The sequence below is a fragment of the Streptomyces sp. NPDC091371 genome (assembly GCF_040684275.1).
In the GTDB taxonomy this organism is placed as follows: Bacteria; Actinomycetota; Actinomycetes; order Streptomycetales; family Streptomycetaceae; genus Streptomyces.
In genome coordinates this window covers 1-26,772 of sequence record NZ_JBFBFP010000027.1, presented here as the reverse complement: position 1 = coordinate 26,772, position 26,772 = coordinate 1, and the positions used below count along the sequence as shown (strand labels likewise).

Genomic DNA, 26,772 nt, shown 5'->3' with positions numbered 1-26,772 from the left:
GGTGACGGCGCCGGTCGCCTCCTTAAACCGTGTGGGTGACGCGCTCGCTCTCCACCCGCTGGGCCAGCGCCTGCTCCGCCAATCGGTCCAGGTTCCGGCACAGCACCACGGACCCGCCCGACGCCAGCGCGGCGTACAACCCGGCCGACAGCCCGTCCCACGTGTCGTAGCCGAGCCCGGTCAGCACCCGCGAGCCCGCGCCGAGGCCCAGCTTCGCCGCGTCCTCGCGGGCGCGCGCGGTCAGCTCCGCGTACGAGAGCTCCTCGCCGCCGACCACCAGCCCCGGGCCGTCCGCGTCGACCGGGGCGAACGGAGCGAACCGGTCGCCCTGCCCCGGCACCTCCACGGCGTAGTCGGCGAACCCGGCCGGCGGCTGCGGGAACCGCCCGCCCAGCGGCCGCAGCGCCAGCGCCACGCGCTCACCGGAACAGGCCCGCGCCTCCTCCAGCGTGTCCGGCCCGCTCACCACGAGATCGGCACCGCCCGGCTCCCCGCCCACCTCGGCGACGACCCCGACGGAGGCACAGGCGAGCAGCCACACGGCGCTCTGCCAGTGCGCCGGGAGCAGCAGCGCGAGCCGGTCACCGGGCTCCGCGCCCAGGTCGCCCTGGAGCAGGTTCGCGGTCTTGGCCACCCAATTGGCGAAGGTGGCGACGGACAATTCGACGCGCTCGCCCGTGGCGTCGTCGTAGAAGGTGACGAGCGGGCGGCCCGGATCGGCGGCGAGCGCGGATCGCAGCAGGTCGGCAGGGGTGCGGTCAGTGGCGTTCACCCGCCAAAGGGTACGCGGACCCGTCCCTCGTACGGAGGTCTCCGGATCCTCCGTACGGGGCAGGGGTACACACACTCCATCGGACGGGCCGTCAGTTCTCGGATGGCGCCGGATGGTGACCGTGCCCACCATCCTTTTCATGCGCGGATTCCTTGCTTCCTCGATCGGCGTCGCGACGGCAGCGGCCCTGGCCCTGCCCCTCGTGCTCCCCACTCCGGCCCTGGCCGCCGCGTCCCCGGACGCGGTCACGGGGTCCACCCAGTCACTGCCGCTCGCGCCCCTCGGGCCGGGCACCGCCGACCGCACCCCCGGCGTCCCCGGCATGAGCGCGTCGCCCCGCCTCCCCGAGACCCGCGGCCTGGCCGCACGCGATGTCGAGACGTTCTCGCTGGTCGGAGTCGTCTGGGACGACGTCTCCACCGAACTCCACGGCCACGTCCAGGTCCGCACCCGCTCCACGGCCACCGCCGCCTGGTCCGACTGGCAGGACGTCGAGACCCACAACAGCGAACACGCCGCCGACCCCGACGCCGTGGAACGCGGCTCCGGCCGGATCCGCGGCGCGACCGCCCCCCTGTGGGTGGGCGAGTCCGACGGCGTTGAGGTCCGCGTCCAGGCCGAACCGGGCGCCGCGACCACCCCCCGCGCCCCCGGCCGGCTGCCGTCGGGCCTGCGCATCGAGCTGGTCGACCCGGGCCTGTCCGCGCCCGGCGCGGGCGCCGACGGCAAGAACGGCCGCCCCGCCGGAGACGACAAGGGCGAGGTCGCGGTCCCGGGCATGACGATGGAGATGGCCGAGTCCTCCGCCGCGAACGTCCCGCACGCCGCGCTCGGCGCGAACGAGATCACCGCCCTCGACAAGGCCGACTCCACCGCCGACGCGGTCTTCGCGAGCGACGGCACCCTGTCCGAGGCGGCCGCCGCCTACATCGGCCCCCGCCCGCGGATCGTGACCCGCAAGGGGTGGGGCGCGGACGAGAGCCTGCGGGAGCCCGGCTTCGTCTACACGAGCAAGGTCAAGGCGGCCTTCGTCCACCACAGCGCCTCCGGCAACAACTACGCCTGCAAGGACGCCCCGGCGGTGCTGCGCAGCCTGTACCGCTACCACGTGGTCAGCAGCGGCTGGCGCGACTTCGGCTACAACTTCGCCGTCGACAAGTGCGGCACGGTCTACGAGGGCAGGGCGGGCGGAGTCTCCAAGCCGGTCCTGGGCGCCCACACCATGGGCTTCAACACGGACAGCATGGGCATCGCGGTCCTCGGCACCTACACCTCCACGGCCCCGCCGGCCCCCGCCCTCGACGCGGTGGCCCGCCTCACGGCATGGAAGCTCGGCCTCTTCGGCGCGGACCCACGGGCGAAGACGACCCTGAAGTCGGGCGGCGGCAACCGCTTCCCGAAGGGCCAGTCGGTCAAGCTGAACGTCATCTCGGGCCACCGCGACGGCTTCGCCACGGAATGCCCGGGCAAGCAGCTGTACGCGAAACTCCCCCCGACCCGCACGGCCTCGGCGAAGCTCCAGGGCCGCCCGTAGCCTCCCGGCGGGGCTGAAGGTCCGGCGTTTGAGGACCGGGTCCGGGCAGAGCCCGGGGAACGGTGGAAGGGCGGGGTGGGGAACGGCCCCGCGGGGCTACGCTCAGACACATGGCCGGCCGCTTCGATCCCCTCACCCGCACCGCGGTCCGCGGCGGCCGCACCGACGTGCCCGCAGGGCAGGGGGCCGCGGCCCCCGGGGCCAAGCCGCGGGTGTGGACCCCCGAGGGCCCCCTGGACCTCGGCCTCACCCTCGGCCCCCTCAGACGCGGCCCCGCCGACCCCACCTTCCGCACCACCCCCGACGGCTCCGTGTGGAAGGCGAGCCAAACCCCCCAGGGCCCGGCGACCCTCCGGGTCTCCCGCACCGGGACGGGCGAGGTCCACGCCCAGGCATGGGGCCCCGGCACCGACTGGATGCTCGAACAGCTGCCCGCGCTCCTCGGATCCGGCGACGACCCCGCCGCCTTCGTCCCCCGCCACCGCCTCCTGCACGCCAGCCACCGCCGCCGCCCCGGCCTGCGCCTGACCCGTACCGGCATGGTCATGGAGTCCCTGATCCCGGTCGTCCTGGAGCAGAAGGTCACCACCGACGAGGCCTACCGCGCCTGGCGCCGCCTCGTACGGCAGTACGGCGAGCCCGCCCCCGGCCCGGACGCGGTCCGCGCACTGGACCTGTACGTCATGCCCACCCCCCGCACCTGGGCCCTGATCCCCTCCTGGGACTGGCACAAGGCCGGGGTGGACGCCAAGCGCTCCACCACCATCCTGCGCGCCGCCCGCGTCGCGGCCCGCCTGGAGGAGGCCGCCGCCATGGAGCTCCCGCAGGCCGCCGCCCGGCTGGAGGCCGTCCCCGGCATCGGCCCCTGGACCTCCGCCGAGACCCTCCAGCGCAGCAATGGCGACCCGGACGCCGTGACCACCGGCGACCTCCACCTCCCCGGCATCGTCGGCTACGCCCTCGCCGGCGACCGCGACGCCGACGACGCGGTCATGCTGGAGCTCCTCGCCCCCTACGCCGGCCAGCGCCACCGCGCCGCCCGCCTGATCCTCCTGGCAGGCCACACCCCGCCCCGCCGCACTCCCCGCATGCCGCGCGGCGACATCGGCCGGCTCTGAGAATCCAGCCCCTCCAGGGGGCACCTCCCAGCGGTAGCTGGGGGAGTTTGAGGAGCGGGGTCCGGGGCGGAGCCCCGAGCAGCGGCGCCGCCACGCGTCAGCGGACCTCGATGAAGTCCTCCGCGTCCCGCGAGGCCCGCTCCGCAGGAGCCACGGCCGGGTGCCCCACCGCCACCGCCCCCATCGGATCCCACTCCTCCGGCAGCCCCAGAACCTTCCGCACCACGTCCCGGCAGAACATCGTCGAGGACACCCACGCCGAGCCCAGCCGCTCCCCGGCCAGCGCGACCAGCAGGTTCTGCACGCCCGCGCCCATCGCGACGACGAACATCTCACGTTCGGCCGCGTCCCGCCGGGCGTGCCCGTAGTCGTGCGCCCCGTCCGTCACCAGACACGGCACGACCAGGTACGGCGCACGCCGCAGCACGTCGCCGCGCCGCACCCGCTTGGCGATCGACTCCTCGGACTTGCCGTCGCGCCGCAGGTCCGCGACCCACGCGTCCCGCATCGCGTCCAGCAGCTCCAGCCGGGCCGCCGCGGACTCCAGCAGGACGAACCGCCACGGCGTCGTGTGGTGCGGGGCCGGAGCGGTCACCGCGGCCGCCACCGCCCGGCGTACCGCGCCCGGGTCCACCGGCTCGTCGGTGAAGGCCCGGACGGTACGGCGCTGCGTCACGGCTTCCCGTACCGCCTCCGAGGTACCCAGCCGGAACATGTCCTCGGCAGGGGTGCGCACCAGGTCCCGGGCCGACGAGCCCTCGCCCAGCACGTGGCCCAGTCCGCGTACGACGGCCACCGGAAGGCCGGCCGCCTTGCCCTTGACCAGGTCGCCCGCGGCGGCCAGCTCGTCCGCCGTCGCGACCACCGTCGCGCTCAGCGGATTGCCGTGGGCGTCCGTGCCGCCGCGCAGGTCGTCGAGGACCCGGACCCCGGCCGAGCCGATCGCGACGTCCGTGAGCCCGGTCCGCCACGGCCGCCCGAAGGTGTCCGTCACGAGCACGCCCACCTCGACGCCGAGGATCTCGCGGACCCCGGCGCGGATGGCGGCGGCCGAGCCGTCCGGGTCCTCGGGCAGCAGCAGGACCGTTCCCACGGCGGTGTTGGAGGCGTCGACCCCGGCGGCGGCCATCACCAGGCCCTGCCGGTTCTCGACGATCCGCAGCGGACCCCGGCGCGCGACGACCCGTACGGTCTCCGCGTCGATCGCGTCCTCGCGCGAGTCGGCCCGCACGATCCGGCCCTCGGCCTTGGAGACGATCTTCGAGGTGACCAGCAGGACGTCCCCGTCCCGCAGGTCCGGCGCGGCCGTCGTGATCAGCCCCGCCAGGTCGTCGCCGGGCCGGACCTCCGGTATCCCGCCGACGGCCCGGACCTCGTACGAGGGAACGGAAGGCACGGTGCTCACCGGGACGCCTCGGCCAGCTCCAGCGCGGCGCGGGCCATCTCCGCGGTCGCCGCCAGGTCGGTCATCATCAGCGGCACCGCGCGGCAGGTGATCCCGGCGGCCTCCACCTCGGCGACGGCGCCGGCGTCGGCGGTGTCCACGAGCCAGCCGTCGAGCAGCCCGGTCCCGTAGTGCAGGGCGACCGCCGCGGCCGTGGACTCGACGCCCACCGCGGCCAGCACCTTGTCGGCCATCCCGCGCACGGGCGCGCCCCCGACGATGGGGGAGAGGCCCACGACCGGCGCCTCCGCGGCGGCCACGGCCTCGCGGATGCCGGGCACGGACAGGATCGTGCCCACCGACACCACCGGGTTGGACGGCGGGAAGACGATCACGTCGGCGGCGGCGATGGCCTCCAGCACGCCGGGCGCGGGCTTGGCCTGCTCGGCCCCGACGGGGACGACGGCCTCCGCGTCCACCGCGGCGCGCAGCTTGACCCAGTACTCCTGGAAGTGGATGACGCGGCGCTCGCCCGTCTCGGCGTCGGTGATCGCGACGTGGGTCTCGACCCGGTCGTCGGTCATGGGCAGCAGCCGTACGCCGGGCTGCCAGCGGTCGCAGAGGGCCTCGGTGACGGCGCTCAGGGGGTAGCCGGCGGCGATCATCTGCGTACGGACGATGTGCGTGGCGAAGTCGCGGTCGCCGAGGCCGAACCAGGTGGGTCCGACCCCGTAGGCGGCGAGCTCCTCCTTGACGGTGAAGGACTCGTCGGTGCGGCCCCAGCCCTGGTCCTCGTTGATGCCACCGCCGAGGGTGTACATCACCGTGTCCAGATCGGGGCACACCTTGAGTCCGAACAGGTGAATGTCGTCACCGGTGTTGCCGATGACCGTGATGTCCGCGTCGGGGACTGCCGACTTGAGTCCGCGGAGGAACCGGGCGCCGCCTATACCGCCGGCCAGAACAACAATGCGCATGCACCGCAGTGTGTCAGGCAGATCGAGGTCAGGCGGATACGGACGCCGATTCGGCCGGGGAGCAGTGGTGCATCGGCATCTCGGTGAGGCCGGGGAAGTAGACGTGCAGGCTGACGGCGCCGTCGAGGGTGTCGTTGACGACCTCGTGGGCGTAGCCGGGGGCGAGGACGCGCTGCCCGCCGGGGCGGTGGGTGAGCGGCCCGCGGACGGTGTGCTCGGTGAGCTCACCCTCCAGGACGGTCAGCACGCCGGAGGAGGCGCCGTGGTCGTGCAGGCCGCTGCCCTGGCCGGGGACCCAGCTGAGCAGCCAGACCTCGTAGCCGGGGCCGGTGCGCAGCCGGTGGTACCAGCGGGTGGTGGCGTCGTACTGGACGAGGTGCTCCCAGGAGGATCGGTCCTCGGCGATGGAGCGGGCGAGGCCGACGAACTCGGCGACGGTGGCCGGGTGTTCGCGGGCGGGCTGCAGGAGGTGCTGGACGGCGAGGATGTCGCCGGCGATCTGGAGGTCGCTCTCGACAGTGGCCGTGGCGTTGGGGGTGCTGTTCATCGTGGGGGAGTCCTCAACGGATGTCAGTGGTGCTGGCGGTCGCTGTGGGGGTGGCCGGAGCTCGGAGGAGCGGACGCTCCTGGGGCATCAACAGCTGCAACAGCAACAGCGAACCTGGGCAGCGCACAGGAACCCACGAATGGGGGTCCGGGTGGTGGCTGCGGGCGCTGACATGCGAACAAGAAGAACGGGTCGAGGGTCGGACTGTCAACCCAATGTCCGGTTTGGGGGAAAAGTTTCACCTCATCCGGTTACCGTGTGCGGAGAAAGGTTTGTGCAGTCGCCGGCAGGGGATGTGGCGCTGTGCCGGGCTCAAACCTCACCCGTCATCTCGTGACCGGACTGTGATCTACGCCGCTTCTTTGGCCGGATCGCAACCGCACCGCAGAGTGACACGTCGATTACGGGTGAAGACGGGCATCACGTGATGCGTGTGGCATGTGTCACGATTTTTGGCGATATGAACACTTTCTGCATAGGCTTGGTTCCGCAGAGTGAATAAGGCGCCCAATAGCAGATCTCGGCTTGACGGCCCTGCAGCACACACTTGTAATTTCACTCGTGTCGTTACGTAGCGATCAGTAACGGCATCACCACGGGGACGCACAGACAGAGCGAGGGGCGCACATGACCGAGCTGTTTCAGGAACTGCTGGTCGAGGAGGCGGACGAGGAGCTCGGATGGCAGGAGCGCGCGTTGTGCGCCCAGACCGACCCCGAATCCTTCTTTCCCGAGAAGGGCGGCTCCACCCGCGAGGCCAAGAAGGTCTGCCTGGCCTGTGAGGTCCGCTCCGAATGCCTTGAGTACGCCCTCGCCAACGACGAGCGATTCGGCATCTGGGGCGGTCTGTCCGAGCGCGAGCGCCGCCGGCTGAAAAAGGCCGCAGTCTGAGCCGCGGCCCGACGGTCCGACCGGCCACCCGACCGGCCACCCGACCGGCCACCCCGCCAACCGTCCGCCCGAGCACCGGTCCGACCACCGGCCCCCGGGCCCGAAGGCGCCGCCCGACCGGCACCTTCCACGCATCACCTGACATATCGCACGGCATATCGACCGCACGGCCGACAAGGCACCCAGCACGGCGAACAGCACCGCACACGGTCCGCCTCCCGCACCTTCCCCGCAGGAGGCGGACCGTCGCTTTGCCAGCCGTTAGGGTGGGGCGCTGTCCAGCAGCCTCCGAGGGCACACCACCCCCGGACCCCCGGCCGGAGGGCCCGTACCGCGATGTCCCTGCACAGCCACTCGGCGGCCTCCCACCAGGCCCCCGCCACCCCCGAGTTCCCCCGGCACGTCGTCACCGCGGTCCTCGTCGCCCACGACGGCGCCCGCTGGCTGCCCCGGACCCTCGCCGGCCTGCTCGGCCAGGAACGCCCCGCGCAGAACCACGTCGCCGCCGACACCGGCAGCGCCGACGAATCCGCGCGCCTCCTCGACCAGGCCTTCGGCGACGACCGCGTCCTGCACCTCGCCCGCCGCACCGGATTCGGCGCCGCCGTCGACGAGGCCGCCCGCACCGCCGGCACGCTGACCCCCGAGGACCTCCCGTACCTCAAGCGCCCCAGCGGCTGGGACCCCGTCAGCCGCACCTGGCGCGACGACAACTACGACCTCCCCGAGCTCCCGCACGGCGAACCCGTCCAGTGGCTCTGGCTCCTCCACGACGACAGCGCCCCCGAACCGGACGCCCTCACCGAACTCCTGCGCGTCGCCGACGAGAACCCCGACGCCGCCGTCATCGGCCCCAAGCTGCGCGGCTGGTACGACAAGAAGCAGCTCCTCGAAGCCGGCGTCACCATCGCCCGCAGCGGCCGCCGCTGGACCGGCCTCGACCGCCGCGAACAGGACCAGGGCCAGCACGACCAGGTCCGCCCCGTCCTCTCCGTCTCCACCGCCGGCATGCTCGTGCGCCGCGACGTCTACGACACCCTCGGCGGCTTCGACCGCCGCCTGCCCCTCATGCGCGACGACGTCGACCTGTGCTGGCGCGCCCAGAGCGCCGGCCACACCGTCCTCGTCGCCCCCGACGCCGTCATGCGCCACGCCGAGGCCGCCGCCCGCGAGCGCCGCACCGTCGACTGCGCCGGCCGCAGCGCCACCAGCCCGCACCGCGTCGACAAGGCCGGCGCCGTCTACACCATGCTGGCCAACAGCTCCGGCCGCGCCCTGCCCTACGTCCTGCTCCGCGTGCTGCTCGGCACCGTCCTGCGCACCCTCGCCTACCTCGTCGGCAAGGCCCCCGGACAGGCCGTCGACGAGATCACCGGCCTCCTCGCCACCCTGCTGCGCCCCGGCAAGATCCTCGCCGCCCGCAAGCGCCGCAGCCGGCCCGCGGTCCCCGCCGCCGAACTGCGCCCGCTCTTCCCGCCGCCCGGCGCCTCCCTGCGCGCCAACGCCGAACAGCTCGCCGGCTACTTCGGCGACGCCCGCGACAGCGACTCCGCCCCCGCCGGCCGGCACGGCGGCGGCAGCATCCTCACCGCACCCGGCGAGGACGGCGACTACCCGGTGGCCGAGGAGCGGTTCGCGCGCCTCAAGCGGATCGCCCGCAACCCCGCCCCCGCGCTCTTCGCCGTCCTCCTGCTCGTCTCCCTCGCCGCCTGCCGGGCCCTGATCGGCGGCGGCTCCCTCATGGGCGGCGCCCTGCTGCCCGCCCCCGACAGCGGCCCCGACCTCTGGGGGGCCTACACCGCAGGCTGGCAGCCCGTCGGGACCGGCACCACCGAATCGGCACCCCCCTACCTCGCCGTCCTCGGCGCCCTCTCCACCCTGATGTTCGGGTCCACCCAGGCCGCCCTGACGCTGCTGCTCGTCGGATCCGTCCCGCTCGCCGGCCTCACCGCCTACTTCGCCTCCCGGCCGCTCGTCGAATCCCGGCTGCTGCGCGCCTGGGCCGCCGTCGCCTACGCCTTCCTGCCCGCCGTCACCGGAGCCCTCGCCGGCGGCCGCCTCGGCACCGCCCTCCTCGCCGTCCTGCTGCCGCTCATCGCCCGCTCCGCCGTCTCCGCCTTCGGACTCGGTACGAGCGAGGACGACCCCGAGCAGCGCGGCTCCTGGCGCGCGGTGTGGACGTACACCCTCCTGCTGACGCTGGCCACCGCCTTCACCCCCGTCGTCTGGCCGCTCGCCGCCCTCCTCGGGGCCGCCGCGCTGGTCTGGCGCCGGGAGCGGTGGAAGACGTACGGACCGCGCCTGCTCGCCACCCTCGCCGTCCCCGTCCTCGTCCTCGCCCCCTGGTCGGTGGGCCTGCTCACGCACCCCGGCCGCCTCCTCGACGAGGCCGGCCTGCCGTACGGAGCCGGCTCCGCGGGCGGCCTCGACCTCCTCGGCCTCAGCCCCGGCGGACCCGGCACCGGAGCCGGCCTGCTCCTCATCGGCATCGTCCTTGCCGCGCTCGCCGCCCTGCTGCGCACCGACCGGCAGTTCGCCGTCCGCACCGCCTGGGCCACCGCCCTGGCCGCCCTGGCCCTCGCCGTCCTCCTCAACCGCGGCTCCTGGGCGGGACCCGCCACCCTCGTCTACGGACTCGCCCTCCTCGCCGCCGCCGCGGTCGGGGCGGACGGGGCCAGGGAACGCGTCGCCGCCCGCAGCTTCGGCTGGCGCCAGCCGCTGGCCGCGCTCATCGCGCTCGCCGCCGCCGCGGGCCCGATCTTCGCCGCGGCCACCTGGATGGTCGCCGGCGCCGACGGCCCGCTGCAGCGCCGCGACCCCGTGCAGGTCCCGGCCTTCGTCGCCGAGGCCGGGGACGACAACCAGACCCGCACCCTGATCCTCGACCTCGACGCCCCCGGCGTCGTCTCCTACAGCCTCGTGCGCGGGGCCGGCGGCCGCCTCGGAGACGCCGAGATCACCCGCGCGAGCGGTGGCGACCCCCGCCTCGACAAGGTCGTCTCCAACCTCGTCGCCGGCTCCGGCGCCGACCAGTCCAGCCAGCTCAGCGCCTACGCGATCCGCTTCGTCATGTTCCGCCCCGGCGGCCCCGAAGAGATCCGCCGCGTCCTCGACGCCACCCCCGGCCTGAGCCGGCGCCACCAGGAGGACGGCACCGCCCTGTGGGGCGTCGAACGCTGGCTGCCGCGCGCCGTCATCGTCCCCGGCAAGCAGGGCGGGGCCCCGATCTCGGTCCCCGGCGGCCCCGTGGAGATCCACAACGACAAGATCCCCGCCGGGGAGGCGGGCCGCGTGCTGCGCATCGCCGACCGCGCCGACGCCGGCTGGCAGGCCACCCTCGACGGCAAGCCCCTCAAGCCCAAGACCCTCGACGGCTGGGCCCAGGGCTTCGAACTCCCCGCCGAAGGCGGCCGCCTCGACCTCGTCCACGAGAGCACGCTCCTGCGGACCGGCTGGCACTGGACGCAGGGCCTGCTCGCGCTGGTGCTGCTGGTGATGGCCCTCCCGGGCCGCCGGGCCCGGCTCGACGACGACCTCCCGGAGGAGGAGGCCCCCGCCTCCGAGCCCGCCGGCGAGGGCCGCCGCGCCCGCCGCCTGCGCGCCGAGGCCGAGCCCGCCCAGGCGCCGGCGGAGGCCGCGGCCGTGGCCGACCCGTACGCGGAGATCCCCGCGCAGCCGGTGTACGGCGAGGACTCGTACGCGTACCAGGCCTACGGCGACCAGGGCGGCTACGCGTACGAGCACCAGCAGCCCCAGCAGCAGCCCGCGCAGTACCCGGCCTACGAGCAGCAGCCCCAGCAGGCCTACGAGGACCCGTACCAGCAGCAGCCGTACGCCCACCAGTACGAGCAGCAGCAGTACGACCCGTCGTACGACAAGCAGCACGAGCAGCCGTACGAGCAGCCGTACGAGCCCTTCGACGCCTTCCGGGCGCACGACCCCCACGCACAGCACGACCCGCGTCCCGACGGGAGCCCCCAGCAGTGAAGCAGCGCGCACCCCTGACGCTCGCCGCCGTGGCCGCGGCGCTCGCCGCCCTCACCGGCATCGCCTCCCTCACCGCCCCCGACCCCGCCGGGAAGCCCGCCGACGCCAAGGCGGCCGCGGGCTCCCGGATGCCCGTCGAGCGGTCCCTGCTGGTGTGCCCGGCGCCCAGCTCCTCCGACATCGCCGACACCGCCTACACCGCCTTCACCCCGGCCGCCGCCAAGGCCTCCGGGGACGGCAAGGGCGCGGCCCGGCTGCTCAGCGCCACGCAGGACGCCAAGCCCGTACTGGAGCCCAAGGAGCCCGGCAAGCCCGTCGGGGCCACCGCCACCGGGGCGGAGGCGCCCGCGCTGACGGGCAGCGCCGAGGGTGTCCTCGCCCCCGGCTGGACGGCGCAGCTGACCACCAAGGTCTCGGTCGGCCGGGCCCGCGGCGTCCTGGGCGCCGCCTGCACCGCCCCCGGCACCGACTTCTGGTTCCCGGCCGTCAGCACGGCCAAGGGCCGCGAGGACTTCGTCCACCTCACCAACCCGGACGACGCCGCCGCCCTCGTCGACATCAGGCTCTTCGGCCCCGACGGCCTCGCCAAGTCCGACACGGGCAAGAGCGAGTACATCCGGGTCGAGGCCAAGTCCAGCAGGACCGTCTCCCTCGCCAGCCTCGTCCCCGGTGCCCAGCTCGCGGACGCCACCGCCCACGTCACCACCCGCGCCGGCCGCGTCGGCGCCACCGTGCAGGTCGCCGAGGAGGGCGTCGGATCCGACTGGCTGCCCGCCTCCACCGACCCGTCGGGCTCCCTCGTGCTGCCGGGCATCCCCGCGGACGCCGCCTCCGTACGGCTGGTCGTCTTCGTACCCGGCGAGCGGGACGCGGACCTCAAGCTGCGCCTCGCCGCCCCGGGCGGGGCCATCAGCCCGGCCGGGAACGAGCAGCTGCACGTCAAGGCGGGCATGACCGCGAGCGCCGACCTCGCGGACCTGACCCGCGGCGAGCCCGGCTCCCTCCTGCTGACCCCGGCGGACGCGAAGAAGGCCGCCCCGGTGGTCGCCGCGGTACGGGTGCTCCGCGGCAGCGGAGCCAAGCAGGAACTGGGCTTCGTACCGGCCGCAGGCCCGGTCGGGACGCGGGCCACGGTCGCCGACAACAGGCCCGAGCAGAACACGACCCTGCTGTCGCTGACGGCCCCGGGCGCCGACGCCAAGGTCAAGGTCACGGCCTCGCCGGGCACCGGCGGCGGCGAGCCCGCCTCGCAGGAGGTCACCGTCAAGGCCGGCACCACGCAGACGCTCACCCTGGCCCCGGCCGGCGGCAAGGGCGCCTACGCCCTGACCGTGGAAACCCTCTCGGGCGGCCCGGTCCACGCGGCCCGCACCCTGTCACTGCCCCACGAGGGCATCTCGATGTTCACCGTCCAGACCTTCTCGGACGACCACTCCACGGTCTCGGTCCCCAAGGCCGCCCAGGACCTCTCGGTCCTCACGAGATGAAGGGCGCCGCGCAGCAGCACATTCAGCCTCGCCGGCGTTGAGGCGCGGGGGCTGGGGGGCGGAGCCCCCGCAACGGCGCCGCACCTGATCACGGCCACGGCCGGGCGGGCGGTCAGTCCTGCCCGTAACGCGGATCAACGGTCTCCGGAGACAGCCCCAGCAGCTCCGCCACCTGCTCCACCACGATCTCGTGGACCAGCAGCGCCTTCTCGTCGCGCGTCTTCGTACGGATCTCCACCGGCCGCCGGAACACCACGATCCGGGCCGGCCTCCCGTTCGCCGGCTCCGACAGCGCGCCCAGCGGCACCGCCTCGTCGTTCCAGCCGCCGTCCGGACCGCCCGGCGGCCCCGGCACGTCGCCGACCAGGAACTCCACCTCGGCCAGCTGCGGCCAGCGCCGCTCCAGCCGCTCCACGGAATCCCGTACGAGGTCCCCGAAAAGCTCCGCCCGGCTCGCGGACAGCGGCACCTGCGGGGGCGCCACCGGCCCGCGCATCCCGCGCCCGTGCCGGTCCCTCCGGCGCACGCGCGGTTCGGCCGGGACCCCGGCGGGAGGCTCGGCGGGGAGGGGTGTCAGGGGGCTGTCCGTCACTCCCGCAGGGTAGCCCGCGGCACGACACGGGGGAGTGAGCGGCGGCAGAGTCGTCGCGGCCCGGTCAAGAGTGCGGTACCGTCCAACGTCGTGAGCCTTGTACGTCGCTGTTCGCGCACCGCGTGCGGCCGCCCTGCCGTCGCGACACTGACGTACGTCTACGCCGATTCGACCGCAGTTCTCGGCCCGCTCGCCACCTACGCCGAACCCCACTGCTACGACCTGTGTGCCGAGCACTCGGAGCGCCTGACCGCGCCGCGCGGCTGGGAAGTCGTCCGTCTGTCCGACGGCTCGGCCCCGTCGCGCCCCAGCGGCGACGACCTCGAAGCCCTCGCGAACGCCGTCCGCGAAGCCGCCCGGCCGCCCGAGCGCGCCGCCGAAGCGGGGGGCTCCGGACACGGCCAGAACGGCGGCCCGGCCACCGGCGAGACACGTCGCGGACACCTTCGCGTCCTGAGATCGCCCGATTCCTGACGCTCTGGTCATCTGAAAAGCATCTCCTGGTTCAAGGTAGGTTGGCTGGACCGCACAGGAGCTTCAGGAGGGCAGGCAGTGGCCGCAGATTTTTCGAACATCGTCAAGGCGTACGACGTGCGCGGCGTCGTACCGGACGAGTGGGACGAGCCCCTGGCGGAACTGTTCGGTGCCGCGTTCGTGGAGGTCACGGGCGCCACTGCCATCGTGGTCGGCCATGACATGCGCCCGTCCTCCCCGGGCCTGTCCGCCGCCTTCGCCCGCGGCGCGGCCGCCCGCGGCGTGGACGTCACCCTGATCGGGCTGTGCTCCACCGACCAGCTGTACTACGCCTCCGGTTCGCTGAGCCTGCCCGGCGCCATGTTCACGGCCTCGCACAACCCGGCCCAGTACAACGGCATCAAGCTGTGCCGCGCGGGCGCCGCCCCGGTCGGCCAGGACACCGGCCTCTCGCAGATCCGCGAGCTGGTCGAGAAGTGGACCGACGAGGGCGCCCCCGCGATCGCGGACGGCACCGTCCCGGGCACGGTCACCGAGCAGGACACCCTCACCGGCTACGCCGACCACCTGCGCGGACTGGTCGACCTGACCGCGATCCGCCCGCTGAAGGTCGTCGTCGACGCGGGCAACGGCATGGGCGGCCACACCGTCCCGACCGTCTTCGAGGGCCTCCCGCTGGACCTCGTCCCGATGTACTTCGAGCTGGACGGGACCTTCCCGAACCACGAGGCCAACCCCCTCGACCCGAAGAACATCGTCGACCTCCAGGCCCGCGTCACCGCCGAGGGCGCCGACCTCGGCATCGCCTTCGACGGCGACGCCGACCGCTGCTTCATCGTCGACGAGCGCGGCGAGGGCGTCTCCCCGTCCGCGATCACCGCCCTGGTCGCGGCCCGCGAGCTGGCGCGCAACGGCGGCACCGGCACCGTGATCCACAACCTGATCACCTCCTGGTCCGTCCCCGAGGTCGTCCGCGAGAACGGCGGCACCCCCGTCCGCACCCGCGTCGGCCACTCCTTCATCAAGGAGGAGATGGCCAAGACCGGCGCCATCTTCGGCGGCGAGCACTCCGCGCACTACTACTTCAAGGACTTCTGGAACGCGGACACCGGCATGCTCGCCGCGCTCCACGTCCTCGCGGCCCTCGGCGGCCAGGACGGCCCGCTGTCCGCCCTGGTGGCCTCCTACGAGCGCTACGAGGGCTCCGGCGAGATCAACTCCACCGTCGCCGACCAGGCCGACCGCCTGGCCGCCGTCAAGGAGGCCTACGCGTCCGTCGAGGGCGTCGGCTTCGACGAGCTGGACGGCCTCACCGTGACCAACACGGACTGGTGGTTCAACGTCCGCGCCTCCAACACGGAGCCCCTGCTCCGCCTGAACGTCGAGGCCCGCGACGCGGCGACCCTCGCCAAGCTCCGCGACGAGGTCCTGGCCCTCATCCGCGCCTGACGCGCGCCGCCGGCGGGGAAAACCAGCCCCGCCGGCGTTTGAGGCGCGGGGTCCGGGGCGGAGCCCCGTGCAACGGATCCGCACCGAACCGGCAACGGCACGCACCGGCACGCTCAGGCCGCACCGGAGGTGCCACGGCGGTACGCTGACCTCGCCCGACCGCACAACCATCCGCATGCCCGAAGGGAAGCACCATGCCGCTCGAAGCCGGCCTGCTCGAGATCCTCGCCTGCCCCGCCTGCCACTCCCCCCTCCAGGACAAGTCGGCGGACGAAACGGCCCCCGAGCTGATCTGCACCGGCCAGGACTGCGGCCTCGCGTACCCCGTCCGTGACGGCATCCCGGTCCTCCTCGTGGACGAGGCCCGCCGCCCGGCCTGACCGGTCACCGCCCCACCGCACCCGCGTCAACACCGCAGGAGGCCGCCATGCTCGACGAGTCGCTCCTCGACGCACCGGACGATCTCGCCCGCGTAGACCGACGGGGCCTGCTCCGCGGCGCGGCCGAGGCCGGCGCCCGGGTCCGCACCGCGGCCCGGCACGCGACCGATGCAGGCCTGGGCGAGCTACGCCCCGACGGGCGCCCCCGCTCGGTCCTGATCGCCGGCTCCGGCACCGCCGCCACCGGCGTCGCCGACCTGCTGGGCGCCCTCGCCGGAGCCTCCGCGCCCGTCATCCGACTGGACCCCACCGGCGTCGCGCACGCCGCCGGCGCCCTGCGCTGGGCCCTGCCCGGCTGGGCCGGCTCCGTCGACCTGCTGCTCATCGCCACCACCGACGGCACTGAGCCCGGCCTGGGCGTCCTCATCGAGCAGGCCTACCGGCGCGGCTGCAGCGTCGTCGCAGTCGCCCCCGAACGCTCACCGCTGAGCGAGGCGGTGGACGGCGCGCACGGGCTCCTCGTACCGATGGCCAAGGCCCCGTACCAGGAGTACGACGAATCGGCCGCGGCCGGACCCGGCGCCCTGTGGGCCCTGCTCACCCCCCTGCTGGTGCTCCTCGACAAGGTCGGCCTGATCAGCGCCGCCCCCGACACCCTCCAGCTCGTCGCGGACCGGCTCGACCGCACCGCCGAGCGCTGCGGGCCCGCCATCGCCACGTACTCCAACCCGGCCAAGACCCTCGCCGCCGAGCTGGCCGACTCCCTCCCGCTCATCTGGAGCGAGGGCATCGGAGCGGGCCCCGCGGCCCGCCGCTTCGCCGCCACCCTCGCCGAGCTCGCCGGCCGCCCCGCACTGGCCGCCGCGCTCCCCGAAGCCCTGCCCGCCCACGGTGTCCTGCTCGCCGGCGCGTTCGCCGCCGGCGCCGACCCCGACGACTTCTTCCGTGACCGGGTCGAGGAGCCGCAGGCCCTCCGCGCCCGCATCGTCCTGCTGCGTGACCGGCCGGCCGGCGCACTCAGCGCCGCCCCCGCCGCACGCGAGCTCGCCCTCAGCCACGACACGGCCATCAGCGAGCTCGAACCGGAGGAGGGCGTCGAGCTGGAACAGCTCGCCGAACTCCTCGCCGTCACGGATTTCGCCACCGCCTACCTGGCGCTGGCTTCCGAGGGTCACAGCTGAGGCCCACACCGGTGCCCGGCTCTATTTCAGGAAGACGACGATGGACCGCCTGACCAACACGATCCGCCCCTACGCCTGGGGATCGACCACCGCCATCCCCCGGCTCCTCGGAGTCGAGCCCACCGGTGAGCCACAGGCCGAGATGTGGATGGGAGCCCACCCGGGCGCGCCCTCCCGGCTCGACCGAGGCGACGGACAGCGGGCCCTGTCGGACGTCATCGCCGCGGACCCGGAGGGCGAACTGGGCGCCGCCAGCGTCGCCAAGTTCGGCCCGACGCTGCCCTTCCTCCTCAAGATCCTCGCCGCCGGCGCCCCCCTCTCCCTCCAGGTCCACCCCGACCTCGCCCAGGCCAAGGCCGGGTTCGAGGACGAGGAGCGCCGCGGGGTCCCCTTCGAGGCGGGCCACCGCAACTACAAGGACCCCAACCACAAGCCCGAAATGCTCTGCGCGCTCACCCCGTTCGACGGGCTGTGCGGCTTCCGCCCGCCGCTGGAGGCCGCCGAGCTCCTCGACGGCCTGGGCGTGGACAGCCTCAAGCCGTACGTCGACATGCTGCACGCCCACCCCGAGGAAGCGGCGCTGCGCGAGGTGCTCACCGCCGTACTGACCGCGGACCGCGCCGAGATGGCCCACACCGTCGCCGAAGCCGCGGCCGCCGCCGACCGCCTCGGCGGCCCGTACGCCGCGTACGCCTCCCTCGTGCACCACTACCCGGGCGACCCGGGCTTCATCGCGGCCATGCTCCTCAACCACTTCCGACTCCAGCCCGGCGAGGCCGTGTTCCTCGGCGCGGGCGTCCCGCACGCCTACATCGAGGGCCTCGGCGTCGAGCTGCTCGCCAACTCCGACAACGTGCTGCGCGCCGGACTCACCCCCAAACACGTGGACGTACCCGAACTGCTGAAGGTCACGAGGTTCGAGTCGGGCGACCCGAACGTGCTGCGCCCCGAAGGCAACGGCGAGGAGGTCTACGCGAGCCCCATCGACGAGTTCCGGCTCTCCCGCTTCCTCCTCGCCCCCGGCGGCGTCGCCCGCGTGCTCCCGGAGGGCACCCCGCAGATCCTGCTCTGCACGGCGGGCTCCCCGCGGGTCGGCGAACTGACCCTCGCCCCGGGGGAGTCGGTCTTCGTGCCGGCGGGGGAAAAGGTCGAACTGTCCGGAACCGGCACCGTCTTCCGTGCCACCGTGGTGGTCTGACGTAGCGTCCGTACCGGCGGCTGCAACAATGTGCGCCGGTATCAGTGGCTAGGAAGGACACCCTGCACCCATGAGCGCGTCGGGCGGAACCAAGGCGATCGTGGCGGCACTCGCCGCCAACCTCGCCATCGCTGTGGCCAAATTCGTGGCATTCCTCTTCAGCGGCTCCTCGTCGATGCTCGCGGAAAGCGTCCACTCGCTGGCCGACTCCGGGAACCAGGGCCTGCTGCTCGTCGGCGGGAAGAAGGCCCAGCGCGAGGCGACCCCGCAACACCCCTTCGGGTACGGGCGGGAGCGCTACATCTACGCCTTCCTCGTCTCGATCGTGCTGTTCTCCGTCGGTGGCATGTTCGCCATCTACGAGGGCTACGAGAAGATCAAGCACCCGCACCCGATCGAGGCCTGGTACTGGCCCATCGGCGTGCTCGTCTTCGCGATCATCGCCGAGTCCTTCTCCTTCCGGACCGCCATCAAGGAGTCGAACGAGATCCGCGGCAAGCTGTCGTGGACCGAGTTCATCAGGCGCGCCAAGGCCCCCGAGCTGCCCGTCGTCCTGCTGGAGGACCTCGGCGCGCTCGTCGGCCTGGTCCTGGCCCTGGCGGGCGTCGGCATCGCCCTCGCGACCGGCAACGGCGTCTGGGACGGCATCGGCACCCTGTGCATCGGCATCCTGCTCCTCGTCATCGCCCTCGTCCTGGCCGCGGAGACCAAGTCCCTGCTGCTCGGCGAGTCCGCCGGGACGGAGGACGTCGAGAAGATCAAGGCCGCGGTCGTCGACGGCGAGACCGTCACCGCCCTGATCCACATGCGCACGCTGCACCTCGGCCCCGAGGAGCTGCTGGTCGCCGCCAAGGTCGCGGTCCAGCACGACGACACCGCGACCGAGGTGGCCAACGCGATCAACGCCGCCGAGGCCCGCATCCGCGAGGCCGTCCCGATCGCCCGGGTCATCTACCTGGAACCGGACATCTACCGCCCGGCGGACGCCAAGTAACCCGCCCACACGGAGAAGGCCCCCGCGAGCAGCAGCCCGCGGGGGCCTTCCCCGTGTTCAGGGCGCGGGCCAGGCCGCCGGTACGACCGGCTCCGGCCGACGCCGCCGGCGCACCACCAGCGCCACGATCCCCAGCACGCCGCCAGCCAGGAAGAGGACGGCCCCCAGCACCTGGAGGCCACCCGCGACGATCACGCCCGTCGGCCGCGCCACGTCCTCGCCGCGCACCGCCGATATGTGGACCGTGCCCTGGTCGATGTCGGGGTGCAGCGAGGAGTCCATGGAGTTCATCCGGTTGTCGCCCATGAGGAACAGGCGTCCCTCGGGAACCTTCACGTCGAAGGGCACGCTCGACGGCCGCGACCGGTCCAGGATGTACGGCTCGTCCAGCGGCTGACCGTTGAGGCGGAGCGTGCTCTCGCCCCGCCGGTACTCGATCCGGTCCCCGCCGACCGCCACCACCCGCTTCAGGATGAGCTGGTCCGGCACCCACTCCGGAACCGACACGAGCACCACGTCTCCGCGCGAGACCTCGAAGTTCTCGCCGTCGGCGCCCATGGAGAACCACGCGGTGTCCCCGGGCTTGTACGTCGGCCGCATGCTGTCGCTCGGGATGGCCATCTTGTCGTAGGCGACCGGAATGTGCTGGGCCGTCATCGCCTCGTAGAGCAGCGTGCCGAGCACCAGCAGCGAACCCGCCACCAACAGCACGATCGCCCAGATACCGCGTCTTCGTCCCCGCCTGCGTTCCATCATCCGCGCAGCGTACGAAACGCCGTCGGGCCCGTTGCCCCCCAGGGCGGCGACGGGCCCGACAACTCCCTCCGGACTACCGGATCTCGCGCAGCACGTCCAGGATCGCGGGCTCGTCCGGAGCCGACTGGAGCCGCTCGCGGAAGCCGGTGTCCATCAGCTTGCGCGACAGCAGCGCCAGGATCCGCAGGTGCTCGTCACCGGCCGCGGCCTCCGGCACCGAGATCATGAACACCAGCCGGGCCTTCGTCCCGTCCAGCGCACCCCACTCGATGCCCTCGTCGGAGCGGGCGAAGCCCACCGTGGGCCGGCTCACCGCGTCCGTCTTGGCGTGCGGGATCGCGATGGACTCGCCGAGGCCGGTCGTGCCCTGCGCCTCCCGCGCGAGGGCGACCCGTACGAGCTCGTCCACGTCCCGGACGTTGCCCGTGGTGGCCAGCATCTCCGCCATCTCGCGGATCGCCGCCTCCTTGGAGCCGGAGGCCAGCTCGGTCTTCACGGTCTGCTCGGTCAGGTACCCCGAGAGCACCTCGGGCTTCCCGGCCGGCTCGGCGGGAGCCGGCGCGGGCGCGGCCTGGGTCCGTACGGCCGTCGCGGCGGCACCCGCACCCGCACCCGCACCGGCGCCGACACCGACACCGGCCAGCACCGGCTCGGGCGCGAGCACCGTGGGACCCTCCGGGGCGCGGCGGGCGTCCTTGCGCAGCTTGTACTCGATCAGCGCGTTCGTCGTCAGCGCCGTCACGACCGTGCCCGCCGCGATGGCCACGAAGAACATCGCGACCCCGCTGATCGCACCGAACAGCGAGACGATCGGACCGCCGTGCGGCACCGAGTCCTGGACCCCGGCCACACCGGCGATCGCGCCGGCCACCGCGCCACCGAGCATGTTCGCGGGGATGACCTGCGCGGGCCTGGCGGCGGCGAACGGGATCGCGCCTTCGGAGATGCCGAAGAAGCCCATGAACAGGGCGGCGAGACCGGTCTCCCGCTCCTCGTCGTTGTACAGCTTGCGGCGCAGCAGCGTGGCCAGGCCCTGGCCGAGCGGCATGACCGGGATGGCCGCCGCGGCCATGCCCATGACGTGGTTGTTGGTGCCGATGAGGCCGACGGCGACGAGGAACGCGGTCTTGTTGACCGGACCGCCCATGTCGAAGGCGATCATCAGGCCGATGATGGTGCCCAGCACGATCGCGCTGGAGCCGGTCATCCCGTTGAGCCAGTTGGTCAGGTGGGTGAAGAGCCAGGAGATCGGCTGCCCGATCACGTAGATGTAGAACAGGCCCAGGGCCACGGTCGAGACGATCGGGATCACGATGATCGGCATGATCGGCTGGATGACCTTGGGGACCTTGACCTTCTTGATCCACACGACCAGGTAGCCCGCGAGGAAGCCCGTCGCGATGGCGCCCAGGAAGCCGGCGTTCGCCTCGGCCCCGTAGATGTTCACGGCGTCGGCGGCCAGGAAGCCGCCGATCATGCCGGGCACGAGGGCCGGCCGGTCACCGAGGGCGTAGGCGATGTAGCCGGAGAAGATCGGCAGCATCAGCTTGAAGCCGAGCACGCCGAGCGCGTTCACGTAGAACCAGAAGGTCCCCTCGGGGATGACCAGTCCGCCCTTGGAGTCCGCGTGCCCGCCGAGGGACAGCGAGACGGCGAGCAGCAGACCGCCCACCACCACGAAGGGGATCATGTGCGAGACGCCGTTCATCAGCGCCTTGTAGGCGGCACTGCGCTCCCTGCCGCCTGCTGCTCCACCCCCGCCACCGCCGGCGGCGGCCCCGCTCTGCACGGGCGCGCTCTGCACGCGCTCGATCAACTCCTCCGGACGGTGGATGCCGTCCGCGACACCGGTGGAGAGCACCCGCTTGCCGGCGAAGCGCTCGCGGTCGACCTCCTTGTCCGCGGCGATGATGATCCCGTCCGCCTCTCTGACATCGTTGTCAGAGAGCACGTTCTCGGCGCCGATGGAGCCCTGGGTCTCCACTTTCATCTCGATGCCGAGGCGGTCGGCCGCCTGCTGGAGCTTTTCCGCGGCCATGTACGTGTGTGCGATCCCCGTGGGGCACGCGGTCACCGCGAGCAGCTTCAAACGCTTCTTGCCGCTCGTGCTCCCGCCCTGGGGAGGGCCTGCCGGACTGGTCACTGGAATCTCCTTCATGCCAGAGGTCCTACGAGATCGCGCGCACCTGCCGTGTACGTATCCGATCCATCGGCATCCTGCCCCACGTAAGGGGTGGATCAAAAGTCCGAAAGGCCCTGAAAACACCCACCGGAGGGCCCGAGATCCGGCGCCGACTTGCTTCCCCGCCAACTGGGGCCCGCTCCGCCGATCGGTGTAGATTCGTCATCAGTGTCAAGGCGTCGCTGCTGATGGCGGTCGGGCGGTCCGGAAGGACCGGCCGAGGGGAGAGAGGGCCCCCGACGGATTGTGCTCAGTGCGCGGCCCGCCGTGCACGGCTCAGCCGTACCCACCCTCTCGAACCATGAGGAGCAGCACCCATGGACTTCAAGGTCGCCGACCTTTCCCTTGCCGCCTTCGGCCGCAAGGAGATCACCCTGGCCGAGCACGAGATGCCGGGTCTGATGTCGATCCGCCGTGAGTACGCCGCCACCCAGCCGCTGGCCGGCGCCCGCATCACCGGCTCCCTGCACATGACCGTGCAGACCGCCGTGCTCATCGAGACCCTCGTCGCCCTCGGCGCCGACGTCCGCTGGGCCTCCTGCAACATCTTCTCCACCCAGGACCACGCCGCCGCCGCCATCGCGGTGGGCCCGAACGGCACCCCGGAGAACCCGCAGGGCATCCCCGTCTTCGCCTGGAAGGGCGAGACGCTGGAGGAGTACTGGTGGTGCACGGAGCAGGCGCTGACCTGGCCGAACACCCCCACCGGCGGCCCGAACATGATCCTCGACGACGGTGGCGACGCCACCCTCCTCGTCCACAAGGGCGTCGAGTTCGAGAAGGCCGGCTCCGCCCCGGACCCGTCCACGGCGGACTCCGAGGAGTACGGCCACATCCTCACCCTGCTGGGCCGCACCCTGGGTGAGACCCCGCAGAAGTGGACGCAGCTCGCGTCCGAGATCCGCGGCGTCACCGAGGAGACCACCACCGGTGTCCACCGTCTCTACGAGATGATGCAGTCCGGCGACCTGCTCTTCCCGGCGATCAACGTGAACGACGCCGTGACGAAGTCGAAGTTCGACAACAAGTACGGCTGCCGCCACTCCCTGATCGACGGCATCAACCGCGCCACCGACGTCCTCATCGGCGGCAAGGTCGCGGTCGTCTTCGGTTACGGCGACGTCGGCAAGGGCTGCGCCGAGTCGCTGCGCGGCCAGGGCGCCCGCGTGATCGTCACGGAGATCGACCCGATCTGCGCCCTGCAGGCGGCGATGGACGGCTACCAGGTCGCCACCCTCGACGACGTGGTGGAGACGGCCGACATCTTCATCACCACCACGGGCAACAAGGACATCATTATGGCCGCGGACATGGCCAAGATGAAGCACCAGGCGATCGTGGGCAACATCGGCCACTTCGACAACGAGATCGACATGGCGGGTCTGGCCAAGGTCGAGGGCATCGTGAAGGACGAGGTCAAGCCGCAGGTCCACACCTGGACGTTCCCCGACGGCAAGGTCCTGATCGTGCTGTCCGAGGGCCGTCTCCTCAACCTGGGCAACGCGACGGGCCACCCGTCCTTCGTGATGTCGAACTCGTTCGCGGACCAGACCCTCGCGCAGATCGAGCTGTTCACGAAGCCGGAGGAGTACCCGACCGACGTCTACGTGCTCCCGAAGCACCTGGACGAGAAGGTCGCCCGCCTCCACCTCGACGCGCTGGGCGTCAAGCTCACCACCCTGCGCCCGGAGCAGGCCGCCTACATCGGCGTGCAGGTCGAGGGCCCTTACAAGCCGGACCACTACCGCTACTGATCCGACCAGCGGCAGCAAGCAGAATGTGAAGCAGGCCCCCGGCACGTGTGCCGGGGGCCTGCCCCATACGTCCCGACAGAAGTGTGCGCACATGCCCCGCGGCCGCTACTCGCTCCACGACCCCCACGACCACGCCCCCCTGGGCGAGGAGCACTTCCACTGCGCCCCGGGACCCTCCGGCTGGCGCTACGTCTCCCAGCTCACCGCCCCGAACGGTGACCACCGCGGCTCCGTGGACCTGGCCATCGACGAACTCGGCCGCCCCATCCGCCTCGAACTGAACGCGTCGAGCTGGCAGGTCCGCGGCGCCGCCATCGACGGCGTCACCTGGGTCCGTACCGACCCCACCGGAACCGAGGCCACCGAGGGCAACGTCCGCGCCCCCGGCTTCACCGGAACCTCCCCGGCCTTCCTCGTCGCCACGGCCCGCCTGCTGCGGCTGAGCCCGGGCGCCCCCGCCACCCGAGTCCGCCTCGTCGCCCTCACCGACCCGGTGCTGGCACCCCGTACGGTCGACCAGGCCTGGGCCCTGCTGCGGCGCGAGGAGCACCCGACGGACAGCGGCCCGCTGATGGTGGACGAGTACCAGGTCAGCGCCCTGGACACCGGTGAGGTCCGCACGATCCACATCGCCGGCGACGTCGTCCTCTCGGCCCCCGGCATCGAACTCGAACACCTGGAAACCCCGCCCTCGACGTTCGACGCGGAGTAACCCCTCAGGCGGGCGGCGCGAACCCCCCGGCCCGCGGAGCCGGCGCTTCCACGGGAGTCGCCACGGGCGGCACGGGCGCGGGAGCGGCAACGGGCACGTGTACGGGCACGGGGACCGGGACCGGGACCGGGGCCTGGGCCGGGGCCTGGGCCTGCGCAGCGGGCCGGAAGGCCTTCGCGGCATCCCGCGACTGCCGCTCGTGCACCACGGCCATGAGGAACGCGGCGGCCGGCACCCCGGCCGGCGCTGGCGCCCCGGTCCGCGCGACCAGATCGTCCGCGAGCCGAGCCGCCATCGCGGCCCCCACCTGCGGGTCCAGCTGGTTCATCCGCGTCAGGTACTGCCGGATCGCCAGCCACAGGCCTTCCGGCACCGCCGAAAGATCCAGCCCCGCGAACCGCCCCGCCAGCCACGGCGGCGGCGGAGGCACCGGCAACACCTGCGCCCCCGGCACCCGCTCACGGATCACCAGCGTCCCTGCGAAGACGTCCCCGAGCCGCCGGCCCCGAGCCGACACCAGCGAGGCGATGCACGCCACGGACCCGACGGTCATCAGCAGCTCCACCACGCCCATGGCCCCGCGGACCAGCGCGTGCCGGAAGCGGATCGGCCCGCCGTCGTCCCGCACCACTCGCAGCCCGCAGGCCAGCTTGCCCAGCGACCGCCCGTGGCTCAGCGTCTCCACCGCGATCGGCACGCCCACCAGCACCAGCACGAAACTGGCCACCATCACAGCGGCCTGGGCCGCCGCGTCGAGCGAGGCGGTCGCGAAGGTCAGAGCGATCATGACCAGCGTGTACCCCGTGAAGTACACGAGGAGATCGAGGGCGAATGCCAGCCCCCGGCTCGCCACGCGCGCCGGCCGCAGTCCCAGGACGACCGCGTCCCCCGTCACCAGATCGCTCACCACAGCACCTTCCGCATGACCTGCCCCAACCCAACCCCTCGGGCGTCCAGTCTGCCAAGCTGACCACACGAGGAACAGGCAGTGGCAGGGGACCAGGGGCAGGGGAGCGGCAACCGTATGGATCTCGACGTCTTCGTGACGGCACACCGGGCGGAATGGAACCGACTGGAGCAGCTCCTCGGCCGGGGCCGCAAGCTGACCGGCACCGAGGCCGACGAACTGGTCGCGCTCTACCAGCGCACGGCCACCCACCTCTCCCTCATCCAGTCCAGCGCCCCGGACCCCATGCTCACGGGCCGCCTGACCCAGCTGGTCGCCCGCGCCCGCGCCACGGTGACGGGCACCCGCCGCGGCGGGTGGCGCGACGCGGCCCTCTTCTTCACGGCGGCCTTCCCGGCCGCGGTCTACCGGAGCCGGCGCTGGTGGATACCGACCGCACTGATCTCCACCGCCGTGGGCGTGCTCATCGGCTGGTGGATAGCCACCCACCCCGAGGTCCAGGGAGCCATCGGCACCCCGGAGTACCTGAAGGAGATGACGCAGCCGGGCGGCGAGTACGAGACGTACTACTCCAGCCACCCCGCGGCCTCCTTCGCGGCCCAGGTCTGGACGAACAACGCCCAGGCGGCCGCGATCTGCCTGGTCCTGGGCGCCTTCCTGGGCATCCCCGTGCTCTGGATCCTCTTCCTCAACATGGCCAACCTCGGGGTCGGCCTCGGCCTGATGGCCTCCGCCGGCCGCCTCGACGTCTTCCTCGGCCTGATCCTCCCGCACGGCCTCCTCGAACTGACGGCGGTCTTCGTCGCCGCGGGCATGGGCCTGCGCCTGGGCTGGACGGTCATCGACCCGGGCCCCCGCACCCGCCGCACGGCCCTCGCCGAACAGGGCCGCGCCGCCCTGGGCATGGCCATCGGCCTCGCCGCGGTCCTGTTCGTCTCGGGCCTGATCGAAGGCTTCGTCACCCCGTCGGGCCTCCCCACCTGGGCCCGCATCACGATCGGCGTAGCGGCCGAGGCGGCCTTCCTCCTGTACGTCTTCATCCTGGGCGGCCGGGCTGCCCGCGCCGGCGAAGTCGGCGACGTGGAGGCCGCCGACCAGACCGCGACGCTCCCGACCGCGGCCTGATGTGCGTCGGACCCCTCTGAGCTGCTAGTCTCCTCAGGTCCCGGAACGGGTGTTGACACATCCGTGATGGGGAGGTAGATTTTAACGGTTGCCTCGAACTGGACAAGTTCGGCAGCGATGGTTCACAATCTCTCTCGCCCCATGTGGAATTGAATTCCAGCGGGGCACGGTCGACTCCTTTTTCAGGAATCCGAAGCCGGTTAATCCGGTGGAAAACTTCTGATAGAGTCGGCATCGCCGGAAAGGGAAACGCGAAAAGCGAAAACCTGGAAAGCACCGAGGAAGTCGGACACGAAAGAGTCTGATAGAGTCGGAAACGCAAGACAGCAGAACGAAAGCCCGGAGGAAAGCCCGCGAGGGTGAGTACAAAG

General features: G+C 72.7%; 22 protein-coding genes. 14 read left to right on the top strand and 8 right to left on the bottom strand.

Annotated features, from left to right (window positions below):
- Positions 1–22: 22 nt before the first annotated feature.
- The gene (locus AB0O21_RS25740) at positions 23–772 is read right to left on the bottom strand and encodes a TIGR03089 family protein (protein ID WP_365174441.1); all 750 of its coding nucleotides are present in this window, start codon (positions 770–772) and stop codon (positions 23–25) included.
- Positions 773–911: 139 nt separating this feature from the next.
- Between AB0O21_RS25740 and AB0O21_RS25735 the strand changes: the two genes are divergently transcribed.
- A complete protein-coding gene (locus tag AB0O21_RS25735; RefSeq protein WP_365174438.1) occupies positions 912–2,306 on the top strand; it encodes a peptidoglycan recognition protein in 1,395 nt (464 codons plus the stop codon).
- Positions 2,307–2,416: 110 nt separating this feature from the next.
- A complete protein-coding gene (locus AB0O21_RS25730) occupies positions 2,417–3,424 on the top strand; it encodes a DNA-3-methyladenine glycosylase 2 family protein (RefSeq protein WP_365174436.1) in 1,008 nt (335 codons plus the stop codon).
- Between the two features lie 97 nt (positions 3,425–3,521).
- Here the strand turns inward: AB0O21_RS25730 and AB0O21_RS25725 are convergent, their stop codons facing one another.
- Genes AB0O21_RS25725 through AB0O21_RS25715 form a run of 3 tightly spaced genes read right to left on the bottom strand, consistent with a single transcriptional unit; the run spans position 3,522 to position 6,332 of the window.
- On the bottom strand, positions 3,522–4,829 hold the full coding sequence (locus AB0O21_RS25725; RefSeq protein WP_365174433.1) for a coenzyme F420-0:L-glutamate ligase: 1,308 nt from the start codon (positions 4,827–4,829) through the stop codon (positions 3,522–3,524).
- On the bottom strand, positions 4,826–5,785 hold the full coding sequence (cofD, locus tag AB0O21_RS25720; RefSeq protein ID WP_365174430.1) for a 2-phospho-L-lactate transferase: 960 nt from the start codon (positions 5,783–5,785) through the stop codon (positions 4,826–4,828). Before cofD ends, AB0O21_RS25725 begins: the two co-directional genes overlap by 4 nt.
- Before the next feature lie 28 nt (positions 5,786–5,813).
- A complete protein-coding gene (locus AB0O21_RS25715) occupies positions 5,814–6,332 on the bottom strand; it encodes a cysteine dioxygenase family protein (protein WP_365174427.1) in 519 nt (172 codons plus the stop codon).
- A gap of 627 nt (positions 6,333–6,959) precedes the next feature.
- Here AB0O21_RS25715 and AB0O21_RS25710 point away from each other — a divergent pair.
- From AB0O21_RS25710 to AB0O21_RS25700, 3 genes are all read left to right on the top strand, one after another.
- Positions 6,960–7,223 carry a WhiB family transcriptional regulator gene (locus AB0O21_RS25710; RefSeq protein WP_003983763.1) on the top strand — a complete coding sequence of 88 codons (264 nt, stop codon included), beginning with the start codon at positions 6,960–6,962 and terminating at the stop codon, positions 7,221–7,223.
- A gap of 336 nt (positions 7,224–7,559) precedes the next feature.
- Entirely contained in the window at positions 7,560–11,210 is a 3,651-nt protein-coding gene (locus tag AB0O21_RS25705; RefSeq protein WP_365174425.1) for a glycosyltransferase, read from the top strand.
- Positions 11,207–12,697: a DUF5719 family protein gene (locus tag AB0O21_RS25700; RefSeq protein ID WP_365174423.1), complete on the top strand. Its 1,491-nt coding sequence runs from the start codon at positions 11,207–11,209 to the stop codon at positions 12,695–12,697. Before AB0O21_RS25705 ends, AB0O21_RS25700 begins: the two co-directional genes overlap by 4 nt.
- 112 nt (positions 12,698–12,809) lie before the next feature.
- On the opposite strand, the gene AB0O21_RS25695 is transcribed toward AB0O21_RS25700, so the two are convergent.
- Positions 12,810–13,274, bottom strand: a complete 465-nt coding sequence (locus AB0O21_RS25695; RefSeq protein ID WP_365174616.1) for a metallopeptidase family protein — start codon at positions 13,272–13,274, stop codon at positions 12,810–12,812.
- 105 nt (positions 13,275–13,379) lie between these two features.
- Between AB0O21_RS25695 and AB0O21_RS25690 the strand changes: the two genes are divergently transcribed.
- The 6 genes from AB0O21_RS25690 (at position 13,380) to AB0O21_RS25665 (ending at position 18,965) form a co-directional block, all read left to right on the top strand.
- Positions 13,380–13,763, top strand: a complete 384-nt coding sequence (locus AB0O21_RS25690) for a DUF3499 domain-containing protein (protein WP_365174420.1) — start codon at positions 13,380–13,382, stop codon at positions 13,761–13,763.
- A 78-nt stretch (positions 13,764–13,841) separates the two neighbouring features.
- Positions 13,842–15,212 carry a phosphomannomutase/phosphoglucomutase gene (locus AB0O21_RS25685; protein WP_365174418.1) on the top strand — a complete coding sequence of 457 codons (1,371 nt, stop codon included), beginning with the start codon at positions 13,842–13,844 and terminating at the stop codon, positions 15,210–15,212.
- A 194-nt stretch (positions 15,213–15,406) separates the two neighbouring features.
- Complete coding sequence (locus AB0O21_RS25680) at positions 15,407–15,592, top strand: Trm112 family protein (RefSeq protein WP_215149771.1); 186 nt, start codon at positions 15,407–15,409, stop codon at positions 15,590–15,592.
- A 47-nt stretch (positions 15,593–15,639) separates the two neighbouring features.
- Positions 15,640–16,773 carry an SIS domain-containing protein gene (locus AB0O21_RS25675; RefSeq protein WP_365174416.1) on the top strand — a complete coding sequence of 378 codons (1,134 nt, stop codon included), beginning with the start codon at positions 15,640–15,642 and terminating at the stop codon, positions 16,771–16,773.
- Between the two features lie 40 nt (positions 16,774–16,813).
- Positions 16,814–17,971, top strand: a complete 1,158-nt coding sequence (manA, locus tag AB0O21_RS25670) for a mannose-6-phosphate isomerase, class I (RefSeq protein ID WP_365174413.1) — start codon at positions 16,814–16,816, stop codon at positions 17,969–17,971.
- A 70-nt stretch (positions 17,972–18,041) separates the two neighbouring features.
- Positions 18,042–18,965, top strand: a complete 924-nt coding sequence (locus AB0O21_RS25665; RefSeq protein ID WP_365174411.1) for a cation diffusion facilitator family transporter — start codon at positions 18,042–18,044, stop codon at positions 18,963–18,965.
- A 57-nt stretch (positions 18,966–19,022) separates the two neighbouring features.
- Here AB0O21_RS25665 and lepB read toward each other — a convergent pair whose 3' ends face one another.
- Together lepB and AB0O21_RS25655 are read right to left on the bottom strand one after the other, a co-directional pair.
- Positions 19,023–19,721, bottom strand: a complete 699-nt coding sequence (gene lepB / locus AB0O21_RS25660) for a signal peptidase I (protein ID WP_365174408.1) — start codon at positions 19,719–19,721, stop codon at positions 19,023–19,025.
- Positions 19,722–19,794: 73 nt separating this feature from the next.
- Positions 19,795–21,864, bottom strand: coding sequence for a fructose-specific PTS transporter subunit EIIC (locus tag AB0O21_RS25655; RefSeq protein ID WP_365174405.1), 2,070 nt, complete (start codon positions 21,862–21,864; stop codon positions 19,795–19,797).
- A 356-nt stretch (positions 21,865–22,220) separates the two neighbouring features.
- Here AB0O21_RS25655 and ahcY point away from each other — a divergent pair, with 356 nt between their 5' ends.
- Complete coding sequence (gene ahcY / locus AB0O21_RS25650) at positions 22,221–23,657, top strand: adenosylhomocysteinase (protein ID WP_365174403.1); 1,437 nt, start codon at positions 22,221–22,223, stop codon at positions 23,655–23,657.
- A gap of 91 nt (positions 23,658–23,748) precedes the next feature.
- Positions 23,749–24,369, top strand: a complete 621-nt coding sequence (locus tag AB0O21_RS25645; RefSeq protein WP_365174400.1) for a hypothetical protein — start codon at positions 23,749–23,751, stop codon at positions 24,367–24,369.
- A 4-nt stretch (positions 24,370–24,373) separates the two neighbouring features.
- Here AB0O21_RS25645 and AB0O21_RS25640 read toward each other — a convergent pair whose 3' ends face one another.
- Positions 24,374–25,276, bottom strand: a complete 903-nt coding sequence (locus AB0O21_RS25640; RefSeq protein ID WP_365174398.1) for an RDD family protein — start codon at positions 25,274–25,276, stop codon at positions 24,374–24,376.
- Between the two features lie 117 nt (positions 25,277–25,393).
- Between AB0O21_RS25640 and AB0O21_RS25635 the strand changes: the two genes are divergently transcribed.
- Positions 25,394–26,401, top strand: a complete 1,008-nt coding sequence (locus AB0O21_RS25635) for a stage II sporulation protein M (protein ID WP_365174396.1) — start codon at positions 25,394–25,396, stop codon at positions 26,399–26,401.
- Positions 26,402–26,772: the final 371 nt, after the last annotated feature.